At 71.6% G+C, this 20,905-nt stretch carries 21 protein-coding genes; 15 read left to right on the top strand and 6 right to left on the bottom strand.

Going from position 1 to position 20,905, the window contains the following annotated elements:
* Nucleotides 1–9 precede the first annotated feature (9 nt).
* From J2X36_RS03190 to J2X36_RS03155, 8 genes are all read left to right on the top strand, one after another.
* Nucleotides 10–525 carry a DUF2271 domain-containing protein gene (locus J2X36_RS03190; RefSeq protein ID WP_310346083.1) on the top strand — a complete coding sequence of 172 codons (516 nt, stop codon included), beginning with the start codon at nt 10–12 and terminating at the stop codon, nt 523–525.
* A 102-nt stretch (nt 526–627) separates the two neighbouring features.
* Nucleotides 628–1,437, top strand: coding sequence for a DUF4198 domain-containing protein (locus J2X36_RS03185; protein WP_132255805.1), 810 nt, complete (start codon nt 628–630; stop codon nt 1,435–1,437).
* Between the two features lie 6 nt (nt 1,438–1,443).
* Nucleotides 1,444–2,439, top strand: a complete 996-nt coding sequence (locus J2X36_RS03180; protein WP_310346079.1) for an FAD:protein FMN transferase — start codon at nt 1,444–1,446, stop codon at nt 2,437–2,439.
* A gap of 20 nt (nt 2,440–2,459) precedes the next feature.
* Nucleotides 2,460–2,867 (top strand): hypothetical protein, encoded by a 408-nt coding sequence (locus tag J2X36_RS03175; protein WP_310346077.1) that lies wholly within the window; start codon nt 2,460–2,462, stop codon nt 2,865–2,867.
* 110 nt (nt 2,868–2,977) lie between these two features.
* Nucleotides 2,978–3,226 carry a hypothetical protein gene (locus J2X36_RS03170; protein ID WP_132255802.1) on the top strand — a complete coding sequence of 83 codons (249 nt, stop codon included), beginning with the start codon at nt 2,978–2,980 and terminating at the stop codon, nt 3,224–3,226.
* A gap of 176 nt (nt 3,227–3,402) precedes the next feature.
* Nucleotides 3,403–4,044 (top strand): Crp/Fnr family transcriptional regulator, encoded by a 642-nt coding sequence (locus J2X36_RS03165; RefSeq protein WP_310346075.1) that lies wholly within the window; start codon nt 3,403–3,405, stop codon nt 4,042–4,044.
* 429 nt (nt 4,045–4,473) lie between these two features.
* Nucleotides 4,474–5,052, top strand: a complete 579-nt coding sequence (locus tag J2X36_RS03160; RefSeq protein WP_245516689.1) for a PAS domain-containing protein — start codon at nt 4,474–4,476, stop codon at nt 5,050–5,052.
* A 323-nt stretch (nt 5,053–5,375) separates the two neighbouring features.
* Entirely contained in the window at nt 5,376–5,861 is a 486-nt protein-coding gene (locus tag J2X36_RS03155) for a cupin domain-containing protein (protein WP_310346071.1), read from the top strand.
* 7 nt (nt 5,862–5,868) lie between these two features.
* On the opposite strand, the gene J2X36_RS03150 is transcribed toward J2X36_RS03155, so the two are convergent.
* The 3 genes from J2X36_RS03150 to J2X36_RS03140 form a co-directional block, all read right to left on the bottom strand.
* Nucleotides 5,869–7,959, bottom strand: coding sequence for a carbohydrate porin (locus tag J2X36_RS03150; RefSeq protein WP_310346069.1), 2,091 nt, complete (start codon nt 7,957–7,959; stop codon nt 5,869–5,871).
* A gap of 214 nt (nt 7,960–8,173) precedes the next feature.
* A complete protein-coding gene (gene sseA / locus J2X36_RS03145; RefSeq protein WP_132255798.1) occupies nt 8,174–9,034 on the bottom strand; it encodes a 3-mercaptopyruvate sulfurtransferase in 861 nt (286 codons plus the stop codon).
* A 72-nt stretch (nt 9,035–9,106) separates the two neighbouring features.
* Nucleotides 9,107–10,117 (bottom strand): NAD-dependent epimerase/dehydratase family protein, encoded by a 1,011-nt coding sequence (locus tag J2X36_RS03140; protein ID WP_132255797.1) that lies wholly within the window; start codon nt 10,115–10,117, stop codon nt 9,107–9,109.
* A gap of 455 nt (nt 10,118–10,572) precedes the next feature.
* On the opposite strand from J2X36_RS03140, the gene J2X36_RS03135 reads away from it, so the two are divergent.
* A complete protein-coding gene (locus tag J2X36_RS03135; protein WP_132255796.1) occupies nt 10,573–10,806 on the top strand; it encodes a hypothetical protein in 234 nt (77 codons plus the stop codon).
* Between the two features lie 3 nt (nt 10,807–10,809).
* On the opposite strand, the gene J2X36_RS03130 is transcribed toward J2X36_RS03135, so the two are convergent.
* Both J2X36_RS03130 and fdh read right to left on the bottom strand, forming a co-directional pair.
* The gene (locus tag J2X36_RS03130) at nt 10,810–11,112 is read right to left on the bottom strand and encodes a hypothetical protein (protein WP_132255795.1); all 303 of its coding nucleotides are present in this window, start codon (nt 11,110–11,112) and stop codon (nt 10,810–10,812) included.
* The gene (gene fdh / locus J2X36_RS03125) at nt 11,102–14,347 is read right to left on the bottom strand and encodes a formate dehydrogenase (protein ID WP_310346061.1); all 3,246 of its coding nucleotides are present in this window, start codon (nt 14,345–14,347) and stop codon (nt 11,102–11,104) included. The genes J2X36_RS03130 and fdh overlap by 11 nt, the downstream gene beginning before the upstream one ends.
* A 308-nt stretch (nt 14,348–14,655) precedes the next feature.
* Here fdh and J2X36_RS03120 point away from each other — a divergent pair, with 308 nt between their 5' ends.
* The 4 genes from J2X36_RS03120 to J2X36_RS03105 all read left to right on the top strand — a co-directional run bounded on the left by J2X36_RS03120 (nt 14,656) and on the right by J2X36_RS03105 (nt 17,938).
* Nucleotides 14,656–14,874: a hypothetical protein gene (locus J2X36_RS03120; protein ID WP_132255793.1), complete on the top strand. Its 219-nt coding sequence runs from the start codon at nt 14,656–14,658 to the stop codon at nt 14,872–14,874.
* Nucleotide 14,875: 1 nt separating this feature from the next.
* Nucleotides 14,876–15,793, top strand: coding sequence for a 4Fe-4S dicluster domain-containing protein (locus tag J2X36_RS03115; RefSeq protein WP_310346058.1), 918 nt, complete (start codon nt 14,876–14,878; stop codon nt 15,791–15,793).
* Nucleotides 15,790–16,821 carry an NrfD/PsrC family molybdoenzyme membrane anchor subunit gene (gene nrfD, locus J2X36_RS03110; protein WP_310346054.1) on the top strand — a complete coding sequence of 344 codons (1,032 nt, stop codon included), beginning with the start codon at nt 15,790–15,792 and terminating at the stop codon, nt 16,819–16,821. The genes J2X36_RS03115 and nrfD overlap by 4 nt, the downstream gene beginning before the upstream one ends.
* Nucleotides 16,822–16,912: 91 nt before the next feature.
* Nucleotides 16,913–17,938, top strand: coding sequence for a fumarylacetoacetate hydrolase family protein (locus tag J2X36_RS03105; protein WP_310346051.1), 1,026 nt, complete (start codon nt 16,913–16,915; stop codon nt 17,936–17,938).
* Between the two features lie 36 nt (nt 17,939–17,974).
* On the opposite strand, the gene J2X36_RS03100 is transcribed toward J2X36_RS03105, so the two are convergent.
* Nucleotides 17,975–18,571: a hypothetical protein gene (locus J2X36_RS03100; RefSeq protein WP_310346048.1), complete on the bottom strand. Its 597-nt coding sequence runs from the start codon at nt 18,569–18,571 to the stop codon at nt 17,975–17,977.
* Between the two features lie 485 nt (nt 18,572–19,056).
* Here J2X36_RS03100 and J2X36_RS03095 point away from each other — a divergent pair, with 485 nt between their 5' ends.
* Nucleotides 19,057–19,914: a Crp/Fnr family transcriptional regulator gene (locus tag J2X36_RS03095; protein WP_132251254.1), complete on the top strand. Its 858-nt coding sequence runs from the start codon at nt 19,057–19,059 to the stop codon at nt 19,912–19,914.
* Nucleotides 19,915–20,002: 88 nt separating this feature from the next.
* Nucleotides 20,003–20,776, top strand: a complete 774-nt coding sequence (locus J2X36_RS03090; protein WP_310346046.1) for a DUF3750 domain-containing protein — start codon at nt 20,003–20,005, stop codon at nt 20,774–20,776.
* The last annotated feature ends 129 nt before the right edge of the window (nt 20,777–20,905 follow it).

Below are 20,905 nucleotides of genomic sequence, written 5' to 3'. Positions count from 1 at the left end.
GAAGATCCGATGCGCCGCGCCGTCACCGCCCTGTTTCCGACCCTGATCGCCGGCCCCGCACTCGCGGGCGAGGTCGCCGTGAGCGTGGAGATCCCGCGCCTCCACGTGTCCGAGTACCATCGCCCCTACCTTGCCGTCTGGCTCGAGGGGGCGGACGGGGCGGCGCTCGCCAACCTCGCCGTCTGGTACGACGTGCGCAAGAAGGAGGGGGAGGGCGGCGCCAAGTGGCTGAAGGACATGCGGCAATGGTGGCGCCGCATCGGCCGCGAGACCGACCTGCCCCTCGACGGAATCAGCGGCGCGACGAAGCCCGTCGGCGCCCACGCGCTGAGCTTCTCCACCGACGCCGCCCCCTTCGCGGCCCTCAAGCCCGGCCATTACGAGATCGTGGTCGAGGCCGCCCGCGAGGTCGGCGGCCGCGAGGTCCTGCGCCTGCCCGTCTCCTGGCCGCCGCAGGCCGGGGCGCGCGCCGAGGCCAGGGGCACGAGCGAGCTCGGCGCCGTCTCGGTCGGCCTCAAGCCCTGACAGACCTGCCGTGACAGACCTGCCGAAAGACCTGCCGAAAGACCTGCCGTGACAGACCTGCCGACAGAACTGCCCCGACACGACCCCGCCGTGAGAGATCCCATGCGCCATCTCGCCCGCCTCGCGCTCCCCCTCCTCGCCGCCCTCGCCGCGGCCGCGCCCGCCGCCGCCCACAAGGCCTGGATGCTGCCCTCCTCGACGGTTCTGTCGGGAGCCGACGTCTGGGTCACGGTCGACGCGGCGGTCTCGAACGACCTGTTCGTGTTCGAGCACGTGCCGATGCGGCTGGACAACCTCGTCGTGACGGGGCCGGACGGCGAGGCCGTGAAGGCCGAGAACGCTGCCACGGGCAAGTTCCGCAGCACCTTCGACCTGCACCTGACGAAGCCCGGCACCTACCGGGCGAGCGTCGTCGGCGAGGGCCTGTTCGCGACCTACAAGCTCAACGGTGAGCCGAAGCGCTGGCGCGGCCGGCCCGAGGCGCTCGAGCGCGACGTCCCGAAGGAGGCGACCGACCTCAGGCTGACGCAGACGCAGCAGCGCACCGACACCTTCGTGTCGCTCGGCAAGCCGAGCACGCCGGCGCTTGCGCCCGCCGCCAAGGGGCTGGACCTGCGGGCCGAGACCCACCCGAACAACCTCGCTTCCGGCGAGACCGCCCGCTTCACGCTCCTCCTCGACGGCGCGCCCGCGGCCAATGTCGACGTCGAGATCGTCCGCGGCGGCGTGCGCTACCGGGACGCGCCGGGCGAGATCCGCCTGAAGACGGGCGCCGACGGCAGCTTCAGCGTGACATGGCCCCAGGCCGGGATGTACTGGCTCGGCGCCGAGGTGCAGGACGACAAGGCGACGATCCCGAATGCCCGCCGCCGCGCCGCCTACAACGCGACGCTCGAGGTGCTTCCGCAATAAGCCCGCATGCGCCGCGTCCTGATCCCCGCGACGGTGGCGCCGATCGGCCCGGGCGGCGCACCCGCCGGCCCGGTCCTCACGCTCGCCGGGCGGACCATGGGCACGACCTGGTCCGTCCGCTGCGCCGGAGCGGGCGGGGAGGGCGCCTCCCTGAGGAGCGCGATCGAGGCCGAGCTTGCCCGCCTCGTGGCCGAGCTCAGCCACTGGGAGCCGGCCTCCGCCCTCTGCCGCTTCAACCGGGCCGAGCCGGGCAGCCGCCACGTCCTGCCCGATGCCCTGTTCACGGTGCTCGATGCGGCCTGCGCCATCGCGCGGGACACGGGCGGCGCCTGCGACCCGACTCTCGGCGCCCTCGTCGACCTCTGGGGCTTCGGGCCGCCGGGTCCCGTCGCCGCGCCGCCGGCGCCCGATTCCCTCGCGGCGGCGCGGGCGGCGGCGGGCTGGGAACGCCTCGCCCTCGATCGCGAGGGCCGCAGCGCCCTGCAGCCCGGCGGGTTGAGCCTCGACCTCTCGGCCATCGCCAAGGGCTACGCGGTCGATCGCGTCTCGGAGCTCCTGAGCGGGCGGGGCCTCGTCCACCACCTCGTCGAGATCGGCGGCGAATTGCGCGGGCGGGGGCTGAAGCCCGGCCGCGAGCCCTGGTGGGTCGCGCTGGAGGGCGGGGAGGGAACGGGCGGCCCGGGCACCGTCGTCGCCCTCCACGACCTCGCCGTGGCGGGTTCCGGCGAGTACCGGCGCTTCTTCGAGCATGGCGGGCGCCGCTACGGGCACAGCCTCGATCCCCGCACGGGCCGGCCGGTCCCGGGAGACCTCGTCGCGGTGAGCGTGCTCCACGCCTCCTGCATGATGGCGGACGGGCTCGCCACCGCCCTGATGGCGCTCGGGCCGGAGGCGGGCCCCGGCCACGCGGGCCGACACCGCATCGCCGCCCGGTTCCTCACCCGCGAGGAGGGGCGCCTCGTCGAGCGCTTCAGCCCCGCCGCAGAGGCGATGCTCGCCTGACGGTTGCAGAAGCCCAGCTGATGATACCATCGCCGGCGCCGGGCACCCGTCGGGAGGAGACCATGGCGTCGGAGGAGCGGCCGCCCACGGCCGGCGAGCGGAGAGGCGCGGGCGAGCGGCAGGGGCGCGACAGCGCCCTGTCCCACCACATCCTGCCGAGCGCGGCGACGATGATCGGGATCTGCACGACCCTGATCGGGCTCGTGAAGATCGCGGAGGGGCAGGTCGGCATGACCCGGGTCGACGAGTGGGTCGGGCTGTCGGCGCTGCTGTTCCTGGCCAGCGCGCTGACCTCCTATCTCTCCCTGCGGATGCCGGTCCGGCGCCCCGTCAGCCTGCGCCTGGAGCGGATGGCCGACCTGTTCTTCCTCCTCGGCCTGATCGCGCTCACGGCCCTCGCGGTCGCCTTCGCCTACGAGGCGATCTGATATCCACGCCCCGTCCGCCAGCGTACGGAGCCGGCGGATCCTGCGAAGGCTGGTACTCTGCGGCGGCCCTGCCGGGCGGAGGTTGCCCGCGGGGATCGTGGAGAACGCTCATGCCGACGGAGGACCGACGCGCCGAGCTCGCCCAGAAGGCTCTCGACACCTACGCCCGCCAGACCGCGAGCCCCCCTCGCTGGCGCTCCAGCGGGCGCCGTCTCCACGATGTCTCGGAATGCGAGATCGTGGATCTCATCACCGACCTGCTGCTCCTCGCCCGTCTTCGGGGCCACGATCCGGCGACGATCGTGGGAAAGGCCGAGCGGCACGTCTACGCGGAGACGGGACACCAGTACGGCCCGTGAGCGGTTCGCACTCCGCCCGGCCTTTCACCGAGAAAAATCAACTCGGGGTTGTGACATATTGTCAGGAGCGGGCTTTGGCCTAGGCTGTACGGAGCAGCCGCACCGAGGGGCTCGTGCCTGATCCGCTGACCAGAAGGCTCGCTCACGCAGGTCCCCTCTCGGACACGGAGCAGGGGGTGTTGCGGGAGTTGACGCTGAACCCGCGCGCGGTGGCGCCCCGGCGGGACATCGCCATGCCTCCGGCCGCCGAGAGCGTGCACCTCGTCCTCGGCGGCATCGCCTGCCGCTACAAGATCCTGCTCGACGGGACCCGGCGCATCGTCTCCTACCTCCTGCCGGGCGACCTCTGCGACGTCCACGCGAGCGCCTCCGGGGCGGCGGATTGGAGCATCGGCACCCTCACGCCCTGCGCCATCGCCGACATCCCGCGGGAGCGGCTCGCGGAGCTCGCACGGGCGCATCCGGGCATCGATCGGGCCCTGCGCTGGATCACGCTGACCGAACTCAGCACCGCCCGGGAATGGCTCGCCAACGACAGCCGGCCGGCGGACCGGCGGATCGCGCACCTGTTCTGCGAGCTCCTCGTCCGCCTCCAGGCGGTCGACCTCGCCGGCGACAGCAGCATCGACCTGCGCCTCTCGCAGGTCGATCTCGCGGATACGGCGGGCATCTCCTTCGTGCACGTCAACCGCGTGCTGCAATCCCTGCGCGCGAGCGGCCTCATCGTGTCCGGCAAGCACGTGCTCACGGTGCCGGACGTCGCCCGCCTTCGCGCCTTCGCCGAGTTCGATCCCGGCTACCTGCACCTCGCGGGATGACGACGCGCGAGCTCAGCCGACGATGATTCGCGTCGCCGGTCAGTATTTAGAATTTCCGTGAGGCTATTGCACTGCACAACCCTGCACCGTTGCGGGGCCGGAAGGTCGAGGGGGCACTTTTTGTCTCTCGGAGCACTTGCATCGCGCCGCGTGCCGTGACACTGATCAATCGTCCGTACAAGGCAATACGGGAGAGCCCAGGCCGAAGCGATTCGGCTATGGCGTCTCGCGAGCGACCGCCCCCGGAAGCTTGCAAGGCACAATCCCGTATCGTTGGACGATCTGGAGTGAGGCGCCGTCCGGCGCCCACCGAAGGGCGGCCCTTCCCGCACCATGCGGGCTCGGGCGGCTCCCAGGGACCCGCGACAGATGGGGGCAGGCGAAATGCTAGAGCGGGCATTTCGAGCCCGCCTGTCGTGGGAGAGCGTCGTGGACCCAGCCGATTTCGAGTATGATTTCGATGCGCCGGATTCCGATTGGAATTACGAGCCGTCGCGGGCCGAGCTGTTCCGGCAGGTCGACGCCGCCCTCTACACGACGGATCCGGACGGGCGCCTGACCTACTACAACGAGGCCGCTGCCGCCCTGTGGGGCCGCCGGCCCGTGCTCGGGCTCGACCGCTGGTGCGGCGCGTGGCGCCTCTACGACGCGGACGGGGCGCCCCTCGCGCACGAGCGCTGCCCGATGGCGTTGACGCTGCGGGAGGGCCGCGAGGTGCGCGGCGCGCAGGCGGTGCTCGAGCGGCCGGACGGGACGCGGGTGACGTTCATGCCCTATCCGACGCTCCTGCGGGACCGGACGGGCGCGGTCGTCGGCGGCGCCAGCATCCTCCTGGAAGTGCGCCGCCCGGCGCGGCTGTCGATCGCCCGGGAAGAGGGCGTCCCGCGCGAGCGCGAGCGCATCATCGGACGGGGCCGTGCCCGTCTCGACCGTCCGTCTCCGGCATCGCTCGATCGCACGCGGGGCCGTGTCCCCCTCGTGTCAGCGTCCGATCGATCTCACGCATGATCCAGCGTTTCAGTTTCATCTTCTGAGACCGCGTCATCGCCGCCTCCGTCTGGCCCGCCCGATTCGGCCTGCCCGATGTCAGCTTGCACTGAGGAACGCGCGCGGGATCTGGGGTCCGAGTGGCGCCGAGGCGGGTCGGTGACCCGCCCGGCTCAGGACGATCCGGCAAGACTGGTCCCGCAAGACCGGATCGCGATGGGGTTTGAACTCGCGGGGCGCCAAGAGGTTGCGACGCGCGGCGCCCTGTACGCGGCCCGGCCGGAGCGTAGAGTGGGGCGGGCCGCGCGGGGGCCTCGTCCCCGGCCGGCACCGGAGGCCACGCCATGCCGACCGATCCCGAACTCCCGACCGATCCCGAAGACCGAACCGATCCCGAACTCCCGACCGTCCTCGTGCCGACCTGCCGCGTCGTCGGGGCCGGCGCCGCCTTCATCGGCAAGCAGGGGCTCACCTACGCGCCCGCGATCTCGGCCGAGACCGTCGGCGCGCGCGGGCTCCACATGCAGATCGTGACGATCCCGCCCGGGGCCTGGGCGAAGGCGCACAAGCACGAGAACCACGAGACGGCGATCCACATCCTGAGCGGGCGCTCCGGGACGTGGTACGGGGAGGGGCTGGAGCACCACCTCGTCGCCGGCCCCGGCGACTTCGTCTACATCCCGGCGAACATGCCCCACCGGCCCTACAACCTCAGCGCGACGGAGCCCTGCATCGCGGTGATCGCCCGGACCGACCCGAACGAGCAGGAGAGCGTGGTGGTGCTGCCGGACCTCGACGCGCTCCACGCGGAGGAGCGGGAGGCCGGATAGGCGCGCCTCAGAAATCCGCGTGGATCCGGGTCCCGAAGAAGTTGGCGGGGCCGCGGTCCCGATTGTAGGCGGGGTTCACGACAAACTGATAGTTGAACGTGAGCGTCACGGACTTGGCGAGGCTCAGCGCGTAGAAGGCCTCGAAGGCGCGCTCGGTCCCGTAATTGAGCCGCCCGTCGCCGATCAGCAGGCCGAGGCCCCCGTTGGCGAAGAAGGCCCGGTGCGCGGGGGAGAGGCCGTTCGCCGTGGCGCCGAGGCCGACCGTGTCGGCCGGCCGGTCCCAGGCCGTCCCCTTCAGCGAGATTCCGCCCGAGAGCGAGCGGTCGACATCCGTGAAGGACAGGTTCTCGTTGCGGCCGTCGGCGGCGCTCGCCCGGGCGAACACGCCGAGATCGGCGGTCACGGCCTGCTCCAGGTTGAGGTAGAGGCCGCTCTTGCGGCGCGGGCGGCGCGTCGCGTCGGCGGCCTCGCTGGCATCGGCGAAGAGGCCCGCCTGCGTCAGGGCCACGGTCTCGCGGTAATTCGCCGAGTTGCCGACGTTCGAGAACAGGCCGATCCGCAGCTTGCCCGGCTGGTCGAGGCCGGGCAGGACGTGGCGCTCCTCGAACTCGATCGTGGCGCCGCCCCGGCGGAAGACGCGCGGGTCCAGCACGTCGTTCGAGGGCTCCTTCGGCACCTGCGTGTAGGCCGCCCGGATCGCAAATTCCTTCCGGTTGTACTCGACCATCACGCCCTGCGTGAAACCCGGCAGGTTGGCGGGGAAGTCCCAGGCGGTCGAGGCCCAGAGCGACCAGTTCATGAAATCGACCCGCGGGTCGTGGGCATAGGCGTTGCCGTCGAAGAAGTCGCCCAGCGCGAACTTGCCGGCCACCACCGTGACGCGCTCGACATCCCGGCGGGTGGCGACTTGGTTCGGCCCGTCCGCCACGTCTTCCGTCTCGCCGCCGAGGCCGAAGGTCTGGCGCAGGAAGTAGCGGTTCGAGCGCAGCTTGGGGAAGGGCGCGCCGGCCTTCTGGGCCTCGCCGTTGACGAAGCCGGCGACCCCGAGCGTGCGCGAGAGGCCGAAGCCCTGGCTGAACTCCGGGTTGTAATAGAGCTCGGTCCCCTCCCAGAGCTTGAGGCCCAGGAAGAGGGTCGCCGTCGTCGTGGCCTGCGCCTGATGGGGCACGAGGCTGTTGGGGCCGCGGTAGGGGGAGCGGAAGCCCGGCACCGCCTGGTTGAAGAAGGTGGTCTGCCCGTGGAGCGAGAACCGCTCGGCGAGCGCGGCGGCGTCGGGACCGCCCTCGTCCGCCTCGGGGGGAAGCGCGAGGCCCTGCGGATACCAGGACAGGCGCGCCAGCATCTGGTTCGAGACGGCCCCGACCCGGGTCGAGACGGGTCCGCCGTTCGGGCCGGGCACGGTGCCGAGGTCGAACCGCCCGCTGCGGCCGAGATCGAGGTAGCGGTAATCGAGGCCGAGCGCGAGGTGATCGCCGATGGCGTATTGCACGCCTGCGCCGAGCGTGAAGCCGAGCCGCGTCAGGTCGTATCGGGCCCGCGCGCCGGGGCCTCCCGCGAGGTCCGGATACTCGGCCAGGATGCGGGTCTCGGCGCCGGCCAGCCCGAACGTCGCGTAGACGAGGGCGCGCTCGAACCCGATCCCGAGGCGGGCGCGCAGCGTCCCGTAGAGGTCGGTCTTGCCGCGGATCAGGCCGAAGGGGGGGGCGACGGCCTCGTAGCCGAAGCCCGGCACGGTCGAGGCGATGGGCCGCTTGAGGTTCGCGCCGGCAAGGTCGGCCTCGATTCCGTAGAGCCAGGGCCCGGACTGCCAATTGTAGCCGGCGAAGGCCCCGCCGACCACGCTCGTCGCGTCGCGGCCGATGTCGAAGCGGCCGGTGGCGTCGCCCGATGTGAAGGGCGGGACCGGGCGGCCGCCGACCGTCGTCGCATCGAAGTTGAGCGCGCCGAAGGAGGCGCCCGCGCTGCCCTCGAGCCCGAGATAGGGCCCCGACCAGTCGATGAAGGCCGGGGGCGCGGGCCGCGCCACATCCGCCGCCCGGGCGAATCCCGGCAGGAAGCCGACCGCGAGAGCCGCGGCCAGCCGGCACCGATCCCCCATCCTCGCCCGGTCGCGCCGCACTCCGCTCCCCTCCGCCCCGCTCCGACGCATAGCAAAAGCGGCCGGGGCGGCAATCGCGCGGGCCGGCCACCCCGCCGCCGCCCCGGACGCGTTGCAAAAATGAACCAGCCCGCCATCGATGACGGGCGGATGACAGGGGGCGGGATGATGGGGCGGAGAGGGGCGGATCAGGCCGGCTCGATCCGCGCCCCGCTCAGGTGCGGCCCTTCGCCGGCCCCGTCTCGACGGGGCGGCTCGTGTCCGCGCCCCATTCGGACCAGGAGCCGTCGTAGAGGGCGCGGGCCGGGCGGCCGATCGATTCGAGGGCCAGGGAGACGATCGCGGCGGTGACGCCCGAGCCGCAGGTCGTCACGACCGGTCGGTCGGGATCGACCCCGTTCTCGGCGAAGACCGCGCGGAGCGAATCCGGATCCTTCATGCGGCCGTCCGTCTGCAGCGCGGCATAGTGGACGTTGAGCGCGCCCGGCATGTGGCCGGGACGGACGCCGGGGCGGGGCTCCGCCTCCTCGCCGCGGAAGCGCGTGCCGGAGCGGGCATCGACCACCTGGGCGCTCCCCGTGTCGAGGGCGCGGGCAATGTCGCCCGCATCGGCCACGGCGCCGTTGTCGAGCCGGGCCGTGAAGTGGCGCCGGTCGCGGGGGCGCGGCTCGCCCTCCTCGGTCGGGTAGCCGGCCGCGACCCAGGCGGGGAGCCCCCCGTCGAGCACCGCGACGTCGCGCACCCCGAAGGTGCGCAGCATCCACCAGACCCGGGGGGCGGAGAACAGGCCCATCCCGTCGTAGACCACGATCTGCGCGCCGTCGCCGATGCCGAGCGCCCGCATCCGGGAGGCGAAGACCTCGGGCCGCGGCAGCATGTGCGGCAGCCCGGATCCCTCGTCGCTCACCGCGTCGATGTCGAAGCGGATCGCGCCCGGGATGTGCGCGGCGCGATACTCCGCCTCCGGGTCGCGGCCCGCCGCCGGCAGGTACCAGGACCCGTCGAGGACGACGAGGTCCGGCGCGGCGAGGCGCTCATGGAGCCATTCCGGGCTGACGAGGGACGTTGTCGCCATGAATCCAGTCATCCTGCGGGCATCGAGGGAGCGCACTCAACCATATCCTGAGCGCGGTTGCACGGGTGCGCCTCACATCCCGTAATAGCCGCGGTACCACGCGACGAAGGCGGGGATGCCGGTCTCGATCGGCGTCTCGGGCACGCGGCCGATCAGGGCCTGCAGGAGCTCGGTGCTCGCGTGGGTCCGCGCCACGTCGCCGGGCGGCAGCGGTTTCAGGATCCGCTCGGCCCTCCGCCCGAGGGCCGCCTCCAGGGCGTCGATCATCGCGTCGAGCCGCACCGGGCGGCCGCCGCCGAGATTGACGAGGCGATAGGGCGCGCTGGCGCTCAGCGTGTCGAAGGGGCCGGCGGGAGCGGCCGCGCCGGGCAGGGGCGGCGGCACGTCGACGAGCCGGCGGATCGCGTCGACGAGGTCGGACACGTAGGTGAAGTCGCGCTCGGCCGAGCCGCCGGAGAAGACCTCGATCGGCTCGCCCGCCAGGATCTTCCGCGTGAACAGGAACAGCGCCATGTCCGGCCGGCCCCAGGGTCCGTAGACCGTGAAGAAGCGGAAGGCGGTGGTCGGGATCGCGAAGAGATGGCTGTAGGAATGGGCCATCGCCTCCATCGCGAGCTTCGAGGCCGCGTAGAGGGTGAGCGGGCTCACCGCCCGGTCGGTCTCGCGGAAGGGCAGCTCCGTATTGCCGCCATAGGCCGAGCTGGTCGAGGCGAGCAGCAGGTGGCGCACGGGGTGGGCGCGCACCGCCTCGAGCAGCTGGAAGCTGCCCATCAGGTTGGCGTCGGCATAGGCCTGCGGGTTCTCCAGGCTGTAGCGGACGCCGGCCTGGGCGGCGAGGTGGACGACGATGTCGGGCCGCGCCCGCGCCATGAGGTCGCGCAGCAGGCCCGGCGTCTCGAGCCGGCCCTCCACGGGCTCGAACGCCGCGTCGCGCGCGAGCTCCGCGTGCCGGGCGCGCTTGAGCCCGACATCGTAATAGTCGGAGAAGCCGTCGAGCCCGATCACCGCGTGCCCCTCGGCGAGCAGCAGCCGGCTCAGGTGGAAGCCGATGAAGCCGGCCGAGCCGGTCACGAAGACGCGCATGTTTCCTCATCCACCATCGCGGAGGCTCCGCATCCGGTCAGTCCGGGATAGACCGGAGCCCGAGACGAAACGCATCCCGGCAGCGACGATCCCGGCCTTCACCGATCCCGGCAGGCATAACGACTGTCGCGACCGCCGCCATCCTCTGTTCACGGGCGCGTCTCCACTCCGATCGGCGCGGCGACGCTTGAGAATCCCTCGTTTTGCTCCCGCGAAATGTCTGTGCGCGGTTGCGCCATGCGCATGCGGGACTTGTTTCGGGCGCCCAGAACACCAGTTATAACAGCAGCATGACGTTGATGCGCCTCCCTCATGGGATCGCACGGGTCTGCATCCTGATTTCGGCACACGACGACGTGCGGGCAGGGGGCGGCTCGCCGGGCGCGTCGCGCGCAATCACAATCCGCCGGGCCTCGAACCCGCGCATCCATGTTCGCTCCACGAGTCCCCGTTTCATGAATCAACTCGTCCGCATGTCCCAGATCGGCGACGCCGAGCAGATCGCCGAGCCATCCGCCGAGCTGCGCGTACCCTTCGCGCAGTCGGGAGCGTTCGTCTGCAAGTTCATCATCGGCGAGCCGAACGACGCGGCCGTCTGCTGCGGCGCGCCCGTCGCCGACGGCAAGAGCTGGTGCGCCTTCCACCGCCGCATCGTGTTCGAACCGGCCCGCCCCGGCCGGATCCGCTGAGGATCACGCCGGCTCGATCACGTCCACGAGGTCGCTCAGCCAGCCGCGCGCCTTGTCGAGCTCGTCCCAGGGCACGTCCCCGAGCGGGAAATGGCCGGCGAGCACGACGCTGATCACCCCGTTGAGGTGGGTCAGCCGCTCCCGCGTGCAGGTCTGGCGCCTGTGCCCCGCGATCAGCTCGTCGCGGAATGCCGTGAGGCAGGCCGTCGCTCGGGCGAAGGCGGGGTCGTCCTTCTTCGGGCGGTGAGCCAGGACTTGGTCGAGCGCGGCCAGCGCCGCGCGCCCCGGCCGCGCCTCACCGGCCACGGCGCGCCTCCCGCTTCAGATGCGTCAGCCGTCCCCGCCGCAGGTTCACGGTGAGCGCCTTCGTGGTGTGGATGCTGGTATTCGCATCCCCCGTGATCGCGAGCAGCACGTTGGCGATGGCGCCGCGCGCGTAGCCCTCGCGCCCGTAGACCCACGGCATGCCGATCTGGTGAACCTGTCGCCCGTCGATCATGAAGGGCCGCACCCGCTCCGTCACCATCGCCCGCACCTCGATCTCGCCGCGAAGGCTCGACAGCACCGTCCAGTCGAGATGCCGGATGCCGAGTTCGTCGGCGAGTTCCGGCGAGACCTCGACGAAGGCCTCCGGCTGAAGCTCCGCCGTGTGCGGCATCACCCGGGTCGGCACGCCGCCGCAATGGATCTCGGTGAGGCGGAACGTGGTGAAGACGTAGGGGAAGCGCGGGTCCCCCGGTTCGTGCAGCGTGTTGCCGGGCCGGTTCCAGAGCTTCGCCGTCGGGTTGATCTGCTGCCCGTAGAGCGGGTTCCGCACCGGGCTCTCGATCGGCTCGTAATGGGTCGGCAGCGGCCCGTCGCGCAGGCCCGTCGGCACGAAGAGCTGGCTCTTGCCGTCCGCCTCCATGATGAAGGGGTCGTTGCCGCCGAGCGCGTCCATGCCGTGCGGGCGCTTCGACCAGTCGGGCCGGTAATCGGGGCGCTTCGTCTCCACGAAATCCGGCACGTCGAGGCCGGTCCAGGTCTCCTTCGCCTCGTCCCACCAGACGAGCTTCTTGGCCTCCGACCAGGGCCTGCCCTCGGGATCGGCGGAGGCGCGGTTGTAGAGGGTGCGCCGGTTCGAGGGCCAGGCGAAGGCCCAGCCGAGATGCGAGCCCGGCCCGTCCGGCCCGTCGGGCTTTCGCGAGCGGGCGACGTTGTGGCCCTTCTTCGGCATGATGCCGCAATACATCCAGCCGCCGCAGGCGGTGGTGCCGTCGTCCTTCAGGTCCTTGTAGGTGGCGACCGGCTCGCCGTCGGAGACGGTGTAGCCGTTGATCTCGGCGAGCACCGCCTCCGCGTCGGGCTCGGCCAATTCTCCTTTCGTCGGGTAGTCCCAGGTCAGCGCCTGGATCGCGCCGTCGCGAAGCTCCCGGCTGTCGGCGTAGAGCTCCTTCAGGCGACGCCCGAGATGGTAGATGAACCAGAGGTCTGAGCGGCTGTCGCCGGGCGCCTCGCAGACCTTGTCGTGCCATTGCACGAGGCGGCTCGTGTTGGTGACGGTGCCCTCCTTCTCCCCGGGCATCGCCGCGGGCAGGAAGAACACCTCCGTCTCGATATCCTCGGGCCGCGTCTCGCCGCGCTCGATCAGGCGGCCCTTCTGCCAGAAATTCGCCGTCTCGGTCATGGCGAAATCGCGCACCACGAGCCAGTCGAGGCGGGCGAGGCCCCGCTCCACGAAATCGGCGTTGACCGCGCCCACGAGGGGGTTCTGGCCGAGCATGAACTGGCCGCGCATCACGCCGTCGACCATCGCCATGGTCATCGGCTCCTGCGAGCAGTCGCCCGTGAGCTTCGGCAGGAACGGGTAGCCCCAGTCGTTGGCCTTCGTCGCCGCCTCGCCGTACCAGGCCTTCAGAAGGCTCACGACATATTTCGGCATGTTCGACCACCAGCCCGTCGTCGGCGTCTCCGATTTCAGGTAGCGCTCGAGGGTGGCGTGGTCGTGGAAGACGTTCGGCTGCGGCAGGTAGGTGGGCAGCATGTTGTAGAGGGTCGGGATGTCGGTCGAGCCCTGGATGCTGACATGGCCGCGCAGGGCCATGATGCCGCCGCCGGGCCGGCCGACATTGCCGAGCAGGGCCTGGACGATGGTGCAGGCCCGGATGATCTGCACGCCCGTCGAGTGGTGCGTCCAGCCGACCGCGTAGGTGAAGGCACCGGTGCGCTCGCGGCCTGAATTCCTCGCCAGCGTCTCGACGATCGTCAGGAAGGTCTCCTTCGGGCAGCCGGTGACCCGCTCCACCATCTCGGGCGTGTAGCGCGCGTAGTGGCGGCGCATGATCTGGTAGACGCAGTTCGGGTGCTGCAGCGTGCGGTCCTGCGGCGGCGGGCTCTCCGTCATGCTCTCGTAATCGCCGCCGTCCTGCTCCTTCGTCTGCTCGCGGTGCTCGGCGATCGAGGAGGGCACCGTCTTGCCCTTGTACTGCCAGGTGTCCTGGCTGTAGGCGCCCGTGTCCGGGTCGAAGCCCGAGAACAGCCCATCATGGGCCTCCGGATCCTCGTAGCCGTCCTCGATGATGTGGGCGAGGTTCGTGTATTCGAGCGCGAAATCCCGGAACCAGAGGTCGTTCGCCAGGATGTGGCGGATCATCCCGCCGAGGAAGGCGATGTCGGTGCCCGAGCGGATCGGCGCGTAGATGTCGGCCAGCGCGCTGGTCCGCGTGTAGCGCGGGTCGATGTGGATGATGGTCGCGCCGCGCCGCTGCGCCTCCGTGACGAAGCGGAAGGCGATCGGATGGTTCTCCGCGATGTTGGAGCCCATCTCGATGATGCAGTCGGAATTGGCGAGGTCCCACAGCGCCATGGTGGCGGCGCCGCGTCCGAAGGAGGTACCCAGACTGGGCACCGAGGAGGAGTGTCAGATCCTGGCCTGATTCTCGATGTTCAGCATGCCGAGGCCGCCGCCGAACAGCTTCTTGATGAGGTAGTTCTCCTCGTTGTCCATGGTCGCCCCCCCGAGCGACCCGATCCCGACCGTGTGGTTGACGATGCGCCCGTCGGGCAGCGTCTCCGCGAAGGTCTCGTCGCGGGCTTGGCGGGTGAGCTGCGCGATCCGCTCCATCGCCCAGTCGAGGGGGCGCACCTCCCAGTCCCGCGAGCGCGGGGCCCGGTAGAGCACCTTCGTGATCCGTTCCGGCGAGAGCAGCATGCCGAGCGTGCCCGCGCCCTTGGGGCAGAGGGTTCCGGCGTTGACGGGCGAGCGCGGATCGCCCTCCACGTGGATGGGCCGCCCGTTCTTCGCGTAGATGAGCTGGCCGCAGCCCACCGCGCAGAACGGGCAGACGCTGGTGCCGACCCGGTCGGCCTGCTCAAGGCGCGGGCGCAGCCGCTCGGAGGCCGAGGAGCGCGCGGCCGTCGACTGCACGTCCTGCCCCGCGAACTGGCGCGGCAGGGACCAATCCTGCAGGAACCCGGCGACGCGCGCGCCGAGCCCCTTGCCGACCGTGCGGGAGCGCTTGCCCCAGGGGTGACCTCCCCCGTTCCGTCCGTCCCGCGCCATGATCCCGAAATCCCTCACGCTGAAACGCCGTGCTCTGAGCGGCAACCGTGGGAAGCGGGGCGGGTTCCGCGTCTCCGCGTCCTGGGCGCTCCAACGGGGCCTCGGCCCCGATCGCGATATCGCCTCGTGGCAGGCGCCGTGATGACCCGCCGTGAGGGGGCTGCGCACAGCCCCGTTCGCCCGCCGGTCTGCGAGGCGCCACGATCGGGCCGGCGACGCCGCGCCCCGGAAACATGGCCCCGCCTGGAACGTTTCGAAGCTGGCGCGCGGGTCGCTCGCGCCCTTCGAGAGACAGGCCCGGAGCCCGCATGCCCACGATTCGCGGCGTCGTCACGATCGCCCAGGAGAGCCGCTTCCAGCTCACCGACGGGGAGGGCGTCTCGCATCTCTTCGTGCTCTCGCCGCACATGCTGGCCGAGGGCGACGACCTCGAGGGCCTGCAGCGCGAGCAGGCCAGGATCCGCGTCACCTACGAGGCCGCGCGCAACATCCTCGGGTACCTCGCGCAGCGCATCGAGCGGATCTGAGATGGACACCATCGTCCACATGCATCCGCGCGCGGCCGAGTACCCCCAATCGGACCTCGACCGCGTCATCCCGGACGAATCCGAGCTGACGGCCGGCGTGCGGATCGAGCCGGGCAAGTCCTACGGCTTCTTCACGGACACGACCGTCTGCATCGGCTGCAAGGCCTGCGAGGTCGCCTGCAAGGAATGGAACACCCTGCCGGCCGACAATCTCGGCCTGACCGGCCAGAGCTTCGACAATACCGGCGCCCTCTCGGCCAACACCTGGCGCCACGTCAGCTTCGTCGAGAAGAGCGGCGCGGAGGGCGTGCGCGGCACGGTCCAGCAGCCCTTCCAGAGCGGCTGGCTGATGATGAGCGACGTCTGCAAGCATTGCCACCACGCGCCCTGCATGGAGGCCTGCCCGACCGGGGCCCTGTTCAAGACCGAGTTCGACACGGTCGTCGTGCAGCAGGACATCTGCAACGGCTGCGGCTATTGCGTGCCGGCCTGCCCCTTCGGCGTCGTCGAGGTGAGCACCCTCGACGGCAAGGCGCACAAGTGCACCCTATGCTACGACCGGCTCAAGGGCGGGCTCGAGCCCGCCTGCGCCAAGTCCTGCCCGACAGACTCGATCCAGTTCGGCGAACTCTCCGACCTGCAGGAGCGGGCGGCCCTGCGCGTGGAGGAGCTGCACGCCCGCGGCGTGCCCTCGGCCTACCTCTACGGAACGCCGGGCGCGCCGGGGGCCACGGGCGGCATGAGCCACCTCAACGCCTTCTTCCTGCTCATCGACCGGCCGGAGGTCTACAACCTGCCCTCGGCGCCGTCCCGGCCCTCGCGTCGGGTGGCGCCGAGCCTGTTCTCCGGGCTCGCCGCCGTGGCGGGCCTGACCCTCGCGGCCGCCCTCCTGTTCTCCGACGCGGAGCGCCGGCCATGAGCGTGCCCTATCCGGTCGCGATCCGCGGCCCCGAGGATCCGCCGGCCCGGCCCGGCTCGGCGATGGACCGGGACATGCCGCCCCCCGGCCGCGACTCCGCCTGGGACGGACCGACCTATTACGGGCGCCCCGCCCTCAAGCCCGCGCCCTTCGAGCCGAACGTCGTCGGCGGCTACGTCTTCCTCGCCGGATTGTCGGGGGCGAGCGCGCTGATCGCCGCGGTCGCCGACGTGACGCTCGGCGAGGGCGCGGAGGACCTCGTGCGCCGGGGCCGCTACGCGGCCTTGCTCGCGCCGACGCTCGGCTCCGCGCTCCTGGTCTACGACCTGCACACGCCCGAGCGCTTCTACAACATGTTCCGCGTCGCCAAGGCGACCTCGCCGATGTCGATCGGCACCTGGATCCTGATCGGCTTCTCGGGCGCAGCGACGCTCGCCGCGGCGGCGCAGTTCGCGGGAGATCGGGGCGTGGCGCCCCGCGCCTCGCGCGCCGCCGCGCGGGCGGCGAGCCTGCCGGCCGCCCTGCTGGGGGCCGGGCTCTCGACCTACACGGCCGCGCTCCTCGCCGCGACCTCGACGCCCCTCTGGGCCGCCGCGCCGCGGGCGCTGTCCGTGCGCTTCGGCGCCTCGGCCATCGCCTGCGGGGCCGCCTGCCTCTGGCTCGGCGAGCGCGACGGCGGCCTCGCGCGCCGTCTCGAGACCCTGGCGGCGGCAGCGCTCGCGATCGACCTCGCGGGCGATGCCGTCTCGGCCGCCGCGTATCGGCGCGCGGGCGTCGCCCCGGCCCTGTCGGGGCCGGGCGGAACGCTGGAGAAGGTCGTGGGCACCGGCCTCGGGGCGGCGTTGCCGCTCGCCCTCTACGCCGCCTCGCGCCTCGCCGGGAGGTCGCCGCCGCGCCTCGGAACGCTCGCTGCGCTCGCGGTTCTCGGCGGCGGGCTGGCCTTCCGCATCGGGATCCTCAAGGCGGGGGCCGAATCCGCCTCGCGCCCCGACGTCAGCTTCCGCTTCATGCAGCCGGACAACCTCTGAGGGTGGTCTCGATCCAAAACTCCGGGTTCGGCTCTACTTCTCCGTGCAAGGGCCGGGGCAAGGGCCGGGGAGAGACCCTTTGGAGGACGATATGAGCCAGGGCAGACGGGATTTCCTGAAAGCGGCGGCGACGGGGCTGGCCTCCGCCACGGTCGGTGGTACGGCCACCGCCGCGACACGAGCGACGGACAGGCCGGACAGACCCATGAACCCCACGATGCCGCGCGGCCTCACCCTCCTCAACATGCGCCGCGGCCCGGGCTACGGCCTCGGCGTCAAGCTCGAGCGCGGCGTCCTCGACGTGAGCGCGGCCTCCGAGGCCCTCGGGCTGCCGGCCCCCGCCGACATGGACGACCTGCTCCAGAACGGGCGCGGGGCGGAGCTCGCGTCCCTCGTCGAGGCCGTGGGCAAGGACCGCGAGGCCGTGTTCCTGCTGCGCGAGGAGAAGATCGCCTACGCGCCCCTCGTCACCCGGCCCGAGAAGATCGTGATGATGGGCTTCAACTACCGGGAGCATGCCGAGGAGACCGGCACGCCGATCCCCAAGAACCCGCCGCTCTTCAACAAGTACAACAACGCCCTCAACCACCACGGCGGCACCATCAAGCTGCCGACCGCGGTGGCGCGGGAATTCGACTACGAGACCGAGCTCGTGATCGTGTTCGGCAAGACCTGCCGCGACGTGTCGGAGGAGGAGGCCCTCGACTACGTGGCCGGCTACGCCACCGGCAACGATTTCAGCGCCCGCGACCTGCAGTACCTGACCTCGCAGTTCATGATCGGCAAGACCTCGGACGGCTTCGCCCCGCTCGGCCCCCATCTCGTCTGCGCCGACCTCGTGAAGGACCCGAACAACCTCAAGCTGAAGACCGTGGTGAACGGCGTGACGCGCCAGGACTGGAACACCAACGACATGATCTTCAACTGCCGGCAGCTGATCAGCTTCGCCTCGCGGATCATGACCCTGAAGCCCGGCGACATCTTCTACACGGGCACGCCGCAGGGCGTGATCTTCGGCGAGAAGACGCCCCGCGCCGAGCGCGCCTGGCTGAAGCCCGGGGACGAGGTGGTGAGCAGCCTGGAGGGCCTCGGCGAACTCCGCTTCACCCTGACCTGAGCCGGGCGGTCCCGTCCGGATACGCGCCGGGCGGGGCTATTCCTCGTCGTCCTCGACCTCGTAGGGCCGGTAGGTGCGCAGCGAGCGGCCGTCCGGGAACACCACGGAGCGCTGGCGCAGAACGATGTAGCCCGCCGATTGCGCCTCGCGGATCCGGCGCAGGCGCTCGTCCGCGACGGTGTAGCCGTAGACGGCCGGGACCGGCCCCGAGGCTGCGTAGGGATAGCGGACGGGGGTCGCTGCGTAGGGAGCGAACCGGGGTGCGCGGGCGACCCGGACCGGCGCGCGGGTCGGGTGCAGCACCCGAACCACGGGCGTCCGCTCGCGGAGCCGCGCCGTCCGGACGGGGCGGTGCGCAGGGGCGCCGACCCGCAGGGCGGCTCGGCTCGGCCCGGCTTTGCGCTGCGCCACGGCCGCCCGGCCCGCGGGCCGGGACGGAGCGGAGGGCTCGGCGGCCTTGATCGGATTCTCGGCCTGGGGTGCGGGCGCCGGGGTCGCGGCGCTGCCGCGGGCCGGAGGATCTGTCCAGGGACGGGCTGGCGGCGAGGCCGCCTCCTCGGCCCGGACCGGGAGGATCCCGGCGAGGCCCAGAAGCAGGGCCGCACCGAGTGAGCAACGTGCACCGCGCGGCATGACGACCTCCCGGCTCCCGCGATTCTCGCATCGCGACGCGATCGGGTGCGCCGCACGCAGGGTTCCGCCGCGGCGCAAGGCGAACCTTAGCCAAGCACGGGGGAGCCGTCCACAACCGCGCGTCCCTGCTACCCCGTTTCGCACCGAAACCGCCGATTGCGCGCCCGAGCGACAACAGGACCTGTGCCGCGTCGCGGACAGGCGGCAACTGCACAAATTATCATCTTTTGAAACTGTACAAGTCGAAACACAGAGAGAGAAAGAAGTACTAAGGCGGAAACTCGAATCACTAGTACCATCATATGTTATTGGCGTAGCGGTCCCGCTGCGCCGAAATCCCGCTCGTTAAGGATCGCAAGGTTTCTCGAAAAGGGTGGGGCCGATGGGGCTCGAACAACGAGGATCTGATCCTGGGTAGCCGTGCGTGCTCTGAGGATGCTTGCTAGCATTCCATGCGTGCCTGTGCGTCGAGGGGAGTCGCGACGATGAGCGAGAATTCCATCCGGGTGCGAATCCCCGAATCCAACGCCGCTTTCCTCAACGGTTCGGGGCTCGTCTCGCCCCTCGAGGCCCAGTCGCTCTCGCCCCGGTCCGTGCCCGCAGGTTGCAATCCGCTCCTCGACGGGCTCCTCGCCGAGGCGCCGGTCGGCTGGGCGGACGAGCTGGAGCTCGTCTCCCTGACGCCCGGCGAGACGCTGTTCCCGGCAGGTGCCAGCCCGACCCACATCGTCTTCCCGATGGGCGGCCTGATCTCGCTCCTGGTGCGCAGCGGCCCGGCGGCGAATGCCGAGGTCGAGGTCGCGATGGTCGGCCGTCACGATCTCGTCGGTGCCGCCGCCCTTCTCGGCGCGGAGCCCTCCGCGCACCGGGCCGTCGTCCAGGTCGGGGCGCCGGGCTACCGGGCCTCCGCCGCCTCGGTGCGCCGCCTGATCGAGACGGTGCCGGCGATCCGCTCGCTCCTCCTGCGCTACGTGCGGATGAGCCTGGAGGAGGCCTATCAGCTCGCCGCCTGCAACAGCCGCCACTCGCTGGAGAAGCGCCTGTGCCGCTGGCTGCTCCAGGCCCATCAGCGCCTGGAGAGCGACACGCTGCCCTTCACGCACGATCACATCGCCCAGATGCTCGGGGTGCGCCGGGCGAGCGTCACGGTCGCCCTCCACATCATCGAGGGCGAGCGCCTGATCCGCTCGACCCGCGGCCGGGTCGACCTCCTCGACCGGACGCGCCTGCAGATGGCGGCCTGCGAGTGCTGCGGCGCCATCGCCCAGAACCGCCGCGCCTTCAGCTTCGGCCCCGCGGCCGAGGGGGTGGAGCGGGCCACGCCCGCCTGCGCGACCTGCTGAGGCGGCTCCCGACGCGGACCGGGGGCGCAGTGCCTGCGACCACGCTTCCGCTTGCGCGAAGGGGGACCGCTCCTGACATCGGGCGGGCATGTCCGCCGCCCTCCTCGTCGCCTTCCGCCTCCTCGTCCTCGGCGTCCTCGTCCTGTTCCTGGTCCCGCTCGCGTCCTACGCGCTCTGGTGGACGGCGCGGGGCGGGCGCTCGGCCGACTGGCGGGCGGCGGACTGGTCGAGCAGCGGGCTCCTTCCCTCCGCGCGGAGTTCCCCCGAGGCAATGGTGCGGATCTACGCGGCGCGGGTCGGGCGCTGGCGAGGCATCGTCGCGCACCATTCCTGGATCGTCGTGAAGGAGGCGGGCGCCGGCCGCTACACCCGCTACGACGTCGTCGGCTGGGGCACGCCCCTGCGCACCGACGCCTTCGCCCCGGACGGGCGCTGGTTCGGCAACGCGCCGGAGACGGTGCTGGCCCTCGACGGCGAGGCGGCCGCGCGGGCGATCCCCGCGATCCGCGCCGCGGTCGCCGATTACCCGCACCGCTCGCTCGGCTCCTATCAGGCGTGGCCGGGGCCGAACTCGAACACCTTCGCGGCCCACGTCCTCGCCCGGATCCCGGAAAGCGGCATCACCCTGCCGCCGACCGCGCTCGGGAAGGATTGGACGCCGCCCGGGCGCTACGCCAAACGGACCCCGAGCGGCACCGGCATCCGCCTGAGCCTCGGGGGCTATGCCGGCCTCACCCTGGGCTGGGTCGAGGGCGTCGAGATCAACCTGCTCGGCGCGGTGGCGGGGTTCGATCTGCGCCGCCCGGCCCTGAAGCTGCCGGGCTGGGGGCGTCTTGGCCTGCCCTTCACCCCCTCGTCCTGAGGTGCCGCGAAGCGGTCTCGAAGCGGCCCTCCGTCGGGGTTCCTCCCTCGCTCCGAGGGAATCGGGCGGGAGGCGCGCTGCGGCGCCCCTCCCGAGGCCGCCCTCGGACCTGATCCGCGCCTTGCCCCG

It is taken from the genome of Methylobacterium sp. BE186 (assembly GCF_031457035.1).
GTDB lineage: Bacteria > Pseudomonadota > Alphaproteobacteria > Rhizobiales > Beijerinckiaceae > Methylobacterium > Methylobacterium segetis.
This window is presented reverse-complemented; position numbering and strand designations above follow the sequence as displayed.

What these genes read in the sequence shown, in the direction of transcription:
- J2X36_RS03155 (WP_310346071.1), top strand. Translation starts at nt 5,376, where the DNA reads ATGCCGACCGATCCCGAACTCCCGACCGATCCCGAAGACCGAACCGAT.
- J2X36_RS03095 (WP_132251254.1), top strand. Translation starts at nt 19,057, where the DNA reads ATGAGCGAGAATTCCATCCGGGTGCGAATCCCCGAATCCAACGCCGCT.
- nrfD (WP_310346054.1), top strand. Translation starts at nt 15,790, where the DNA reads ATGAGCGTGCCCTATCCGGTCGCGATCCGCGGCCCCGAGGATCCGCCG.
- J2X36_RS03135 (WP_132255796.1), top strand. Translation starts at nt 10,573, where the DNA reads ATGAATCAACTCGTCCGCATGTCCCAGATCGGCGACGCCGAGCAGATC.
- J2X36_RS03105 (WP_310346051.1), top strand. Translation starts at nt 16,913, where the DNA reads ATGAGCCAGGGCAGACGGGATTTCCTGAAAGCGGCGGCGACGGGGCTG.
- sseA (WP_132255798.1), bottom strand. Translation starts at nt 9,034, where the DNA reads ATGGCGACAACGTCCCTCGTCAGCCCGGAATGGCTCCATGAGCGCCTC.
- J2X36_RS03150 (WP_310346069.1), bottom strand. Translation starts at nt 7,959, where the DNA reads ATGGGGGATCGGTGCCGGCTGGCCGCGGCTCTCGCGGTCGGCTTCCTG.
- J2X36_RS03100 (WP_310346048.1), bottom strand. Translation starts at nt 18,571, where the DNA reads ATGCCGCGCGGTGCACGTTGCTCACTCGGTGCGGCCCTGCTTCTGGGC.
- J2X36_RS03090 (WP_310346046.1), top strand. Translation starts at nt 20,003, where the DNA reads ATGTCCGCCGCCCTCCTCGTCGCCTTCCGCCTCCTCGTCCTCGGCGTC.
- J2X36_RS03190 (WP_310346083.1), top strand. Translation starts at nt 10, where the DNA reads ATGCGCCGCGCCGTCACCGCCCTGTTTCCGACCCTGATCGCCGGCCCC.
- J2X36_RS03185 (WP_132255805.1), top strand. Translation starts at nt 628, where the DNA reads ATGCGCCATCTCGCCCGCCTCGCGCTCCCCCTCCTCGCCGCCCTCGCC.
- J2X36_RS03120 (WP_132255793.1), top strand. Translation starts at nt 14,656, where the DNA reads ATGCCCACGATTCGCGGCGTCGTCACGATCGCCCAGGAGAGCCGCTTC.
- J2X36_RS03115 (WP_310346058.1), top strand. Translation starts at nt 14,876, where the DNA reads ATGGACACCATCGTCCACATGCATCCGCGCGCGGCCGAGTACCCCCAA.
- J2X36_RS03175 (WP_310346077.1), top strand. Translation starts at nt 2,460, where the DNA reads ATGATACCATCGCCGGCGCCGGGCACCCGTCGGGAGGAGACCATGGCG.
- J2X36_RS03170 (WP_132255802.1), top strand. Translation starts at nt 2,978, where the DNA reads ATGCCGACGGAGGACCGACGCGCCGAGCTCGCCCAGAAGGCTCTCGAC.
- J2X36_RS03140 (WP_132255797.1), bottom strand. Translation starts at nt 10,117, where the DNA reads ATGCGCGTCTTCGTGACCGGCTCGGCCGGCTTCATCGGCTTCCACCTG.
- J2X36_RS03180 (WP_310346079.1), top strand. Translation starts at nt 1,444, where the DNA reads ATGCGCCGCGTCCTGATCCCCGCGACGGTGGCGCCGATCGGCCCGGGC.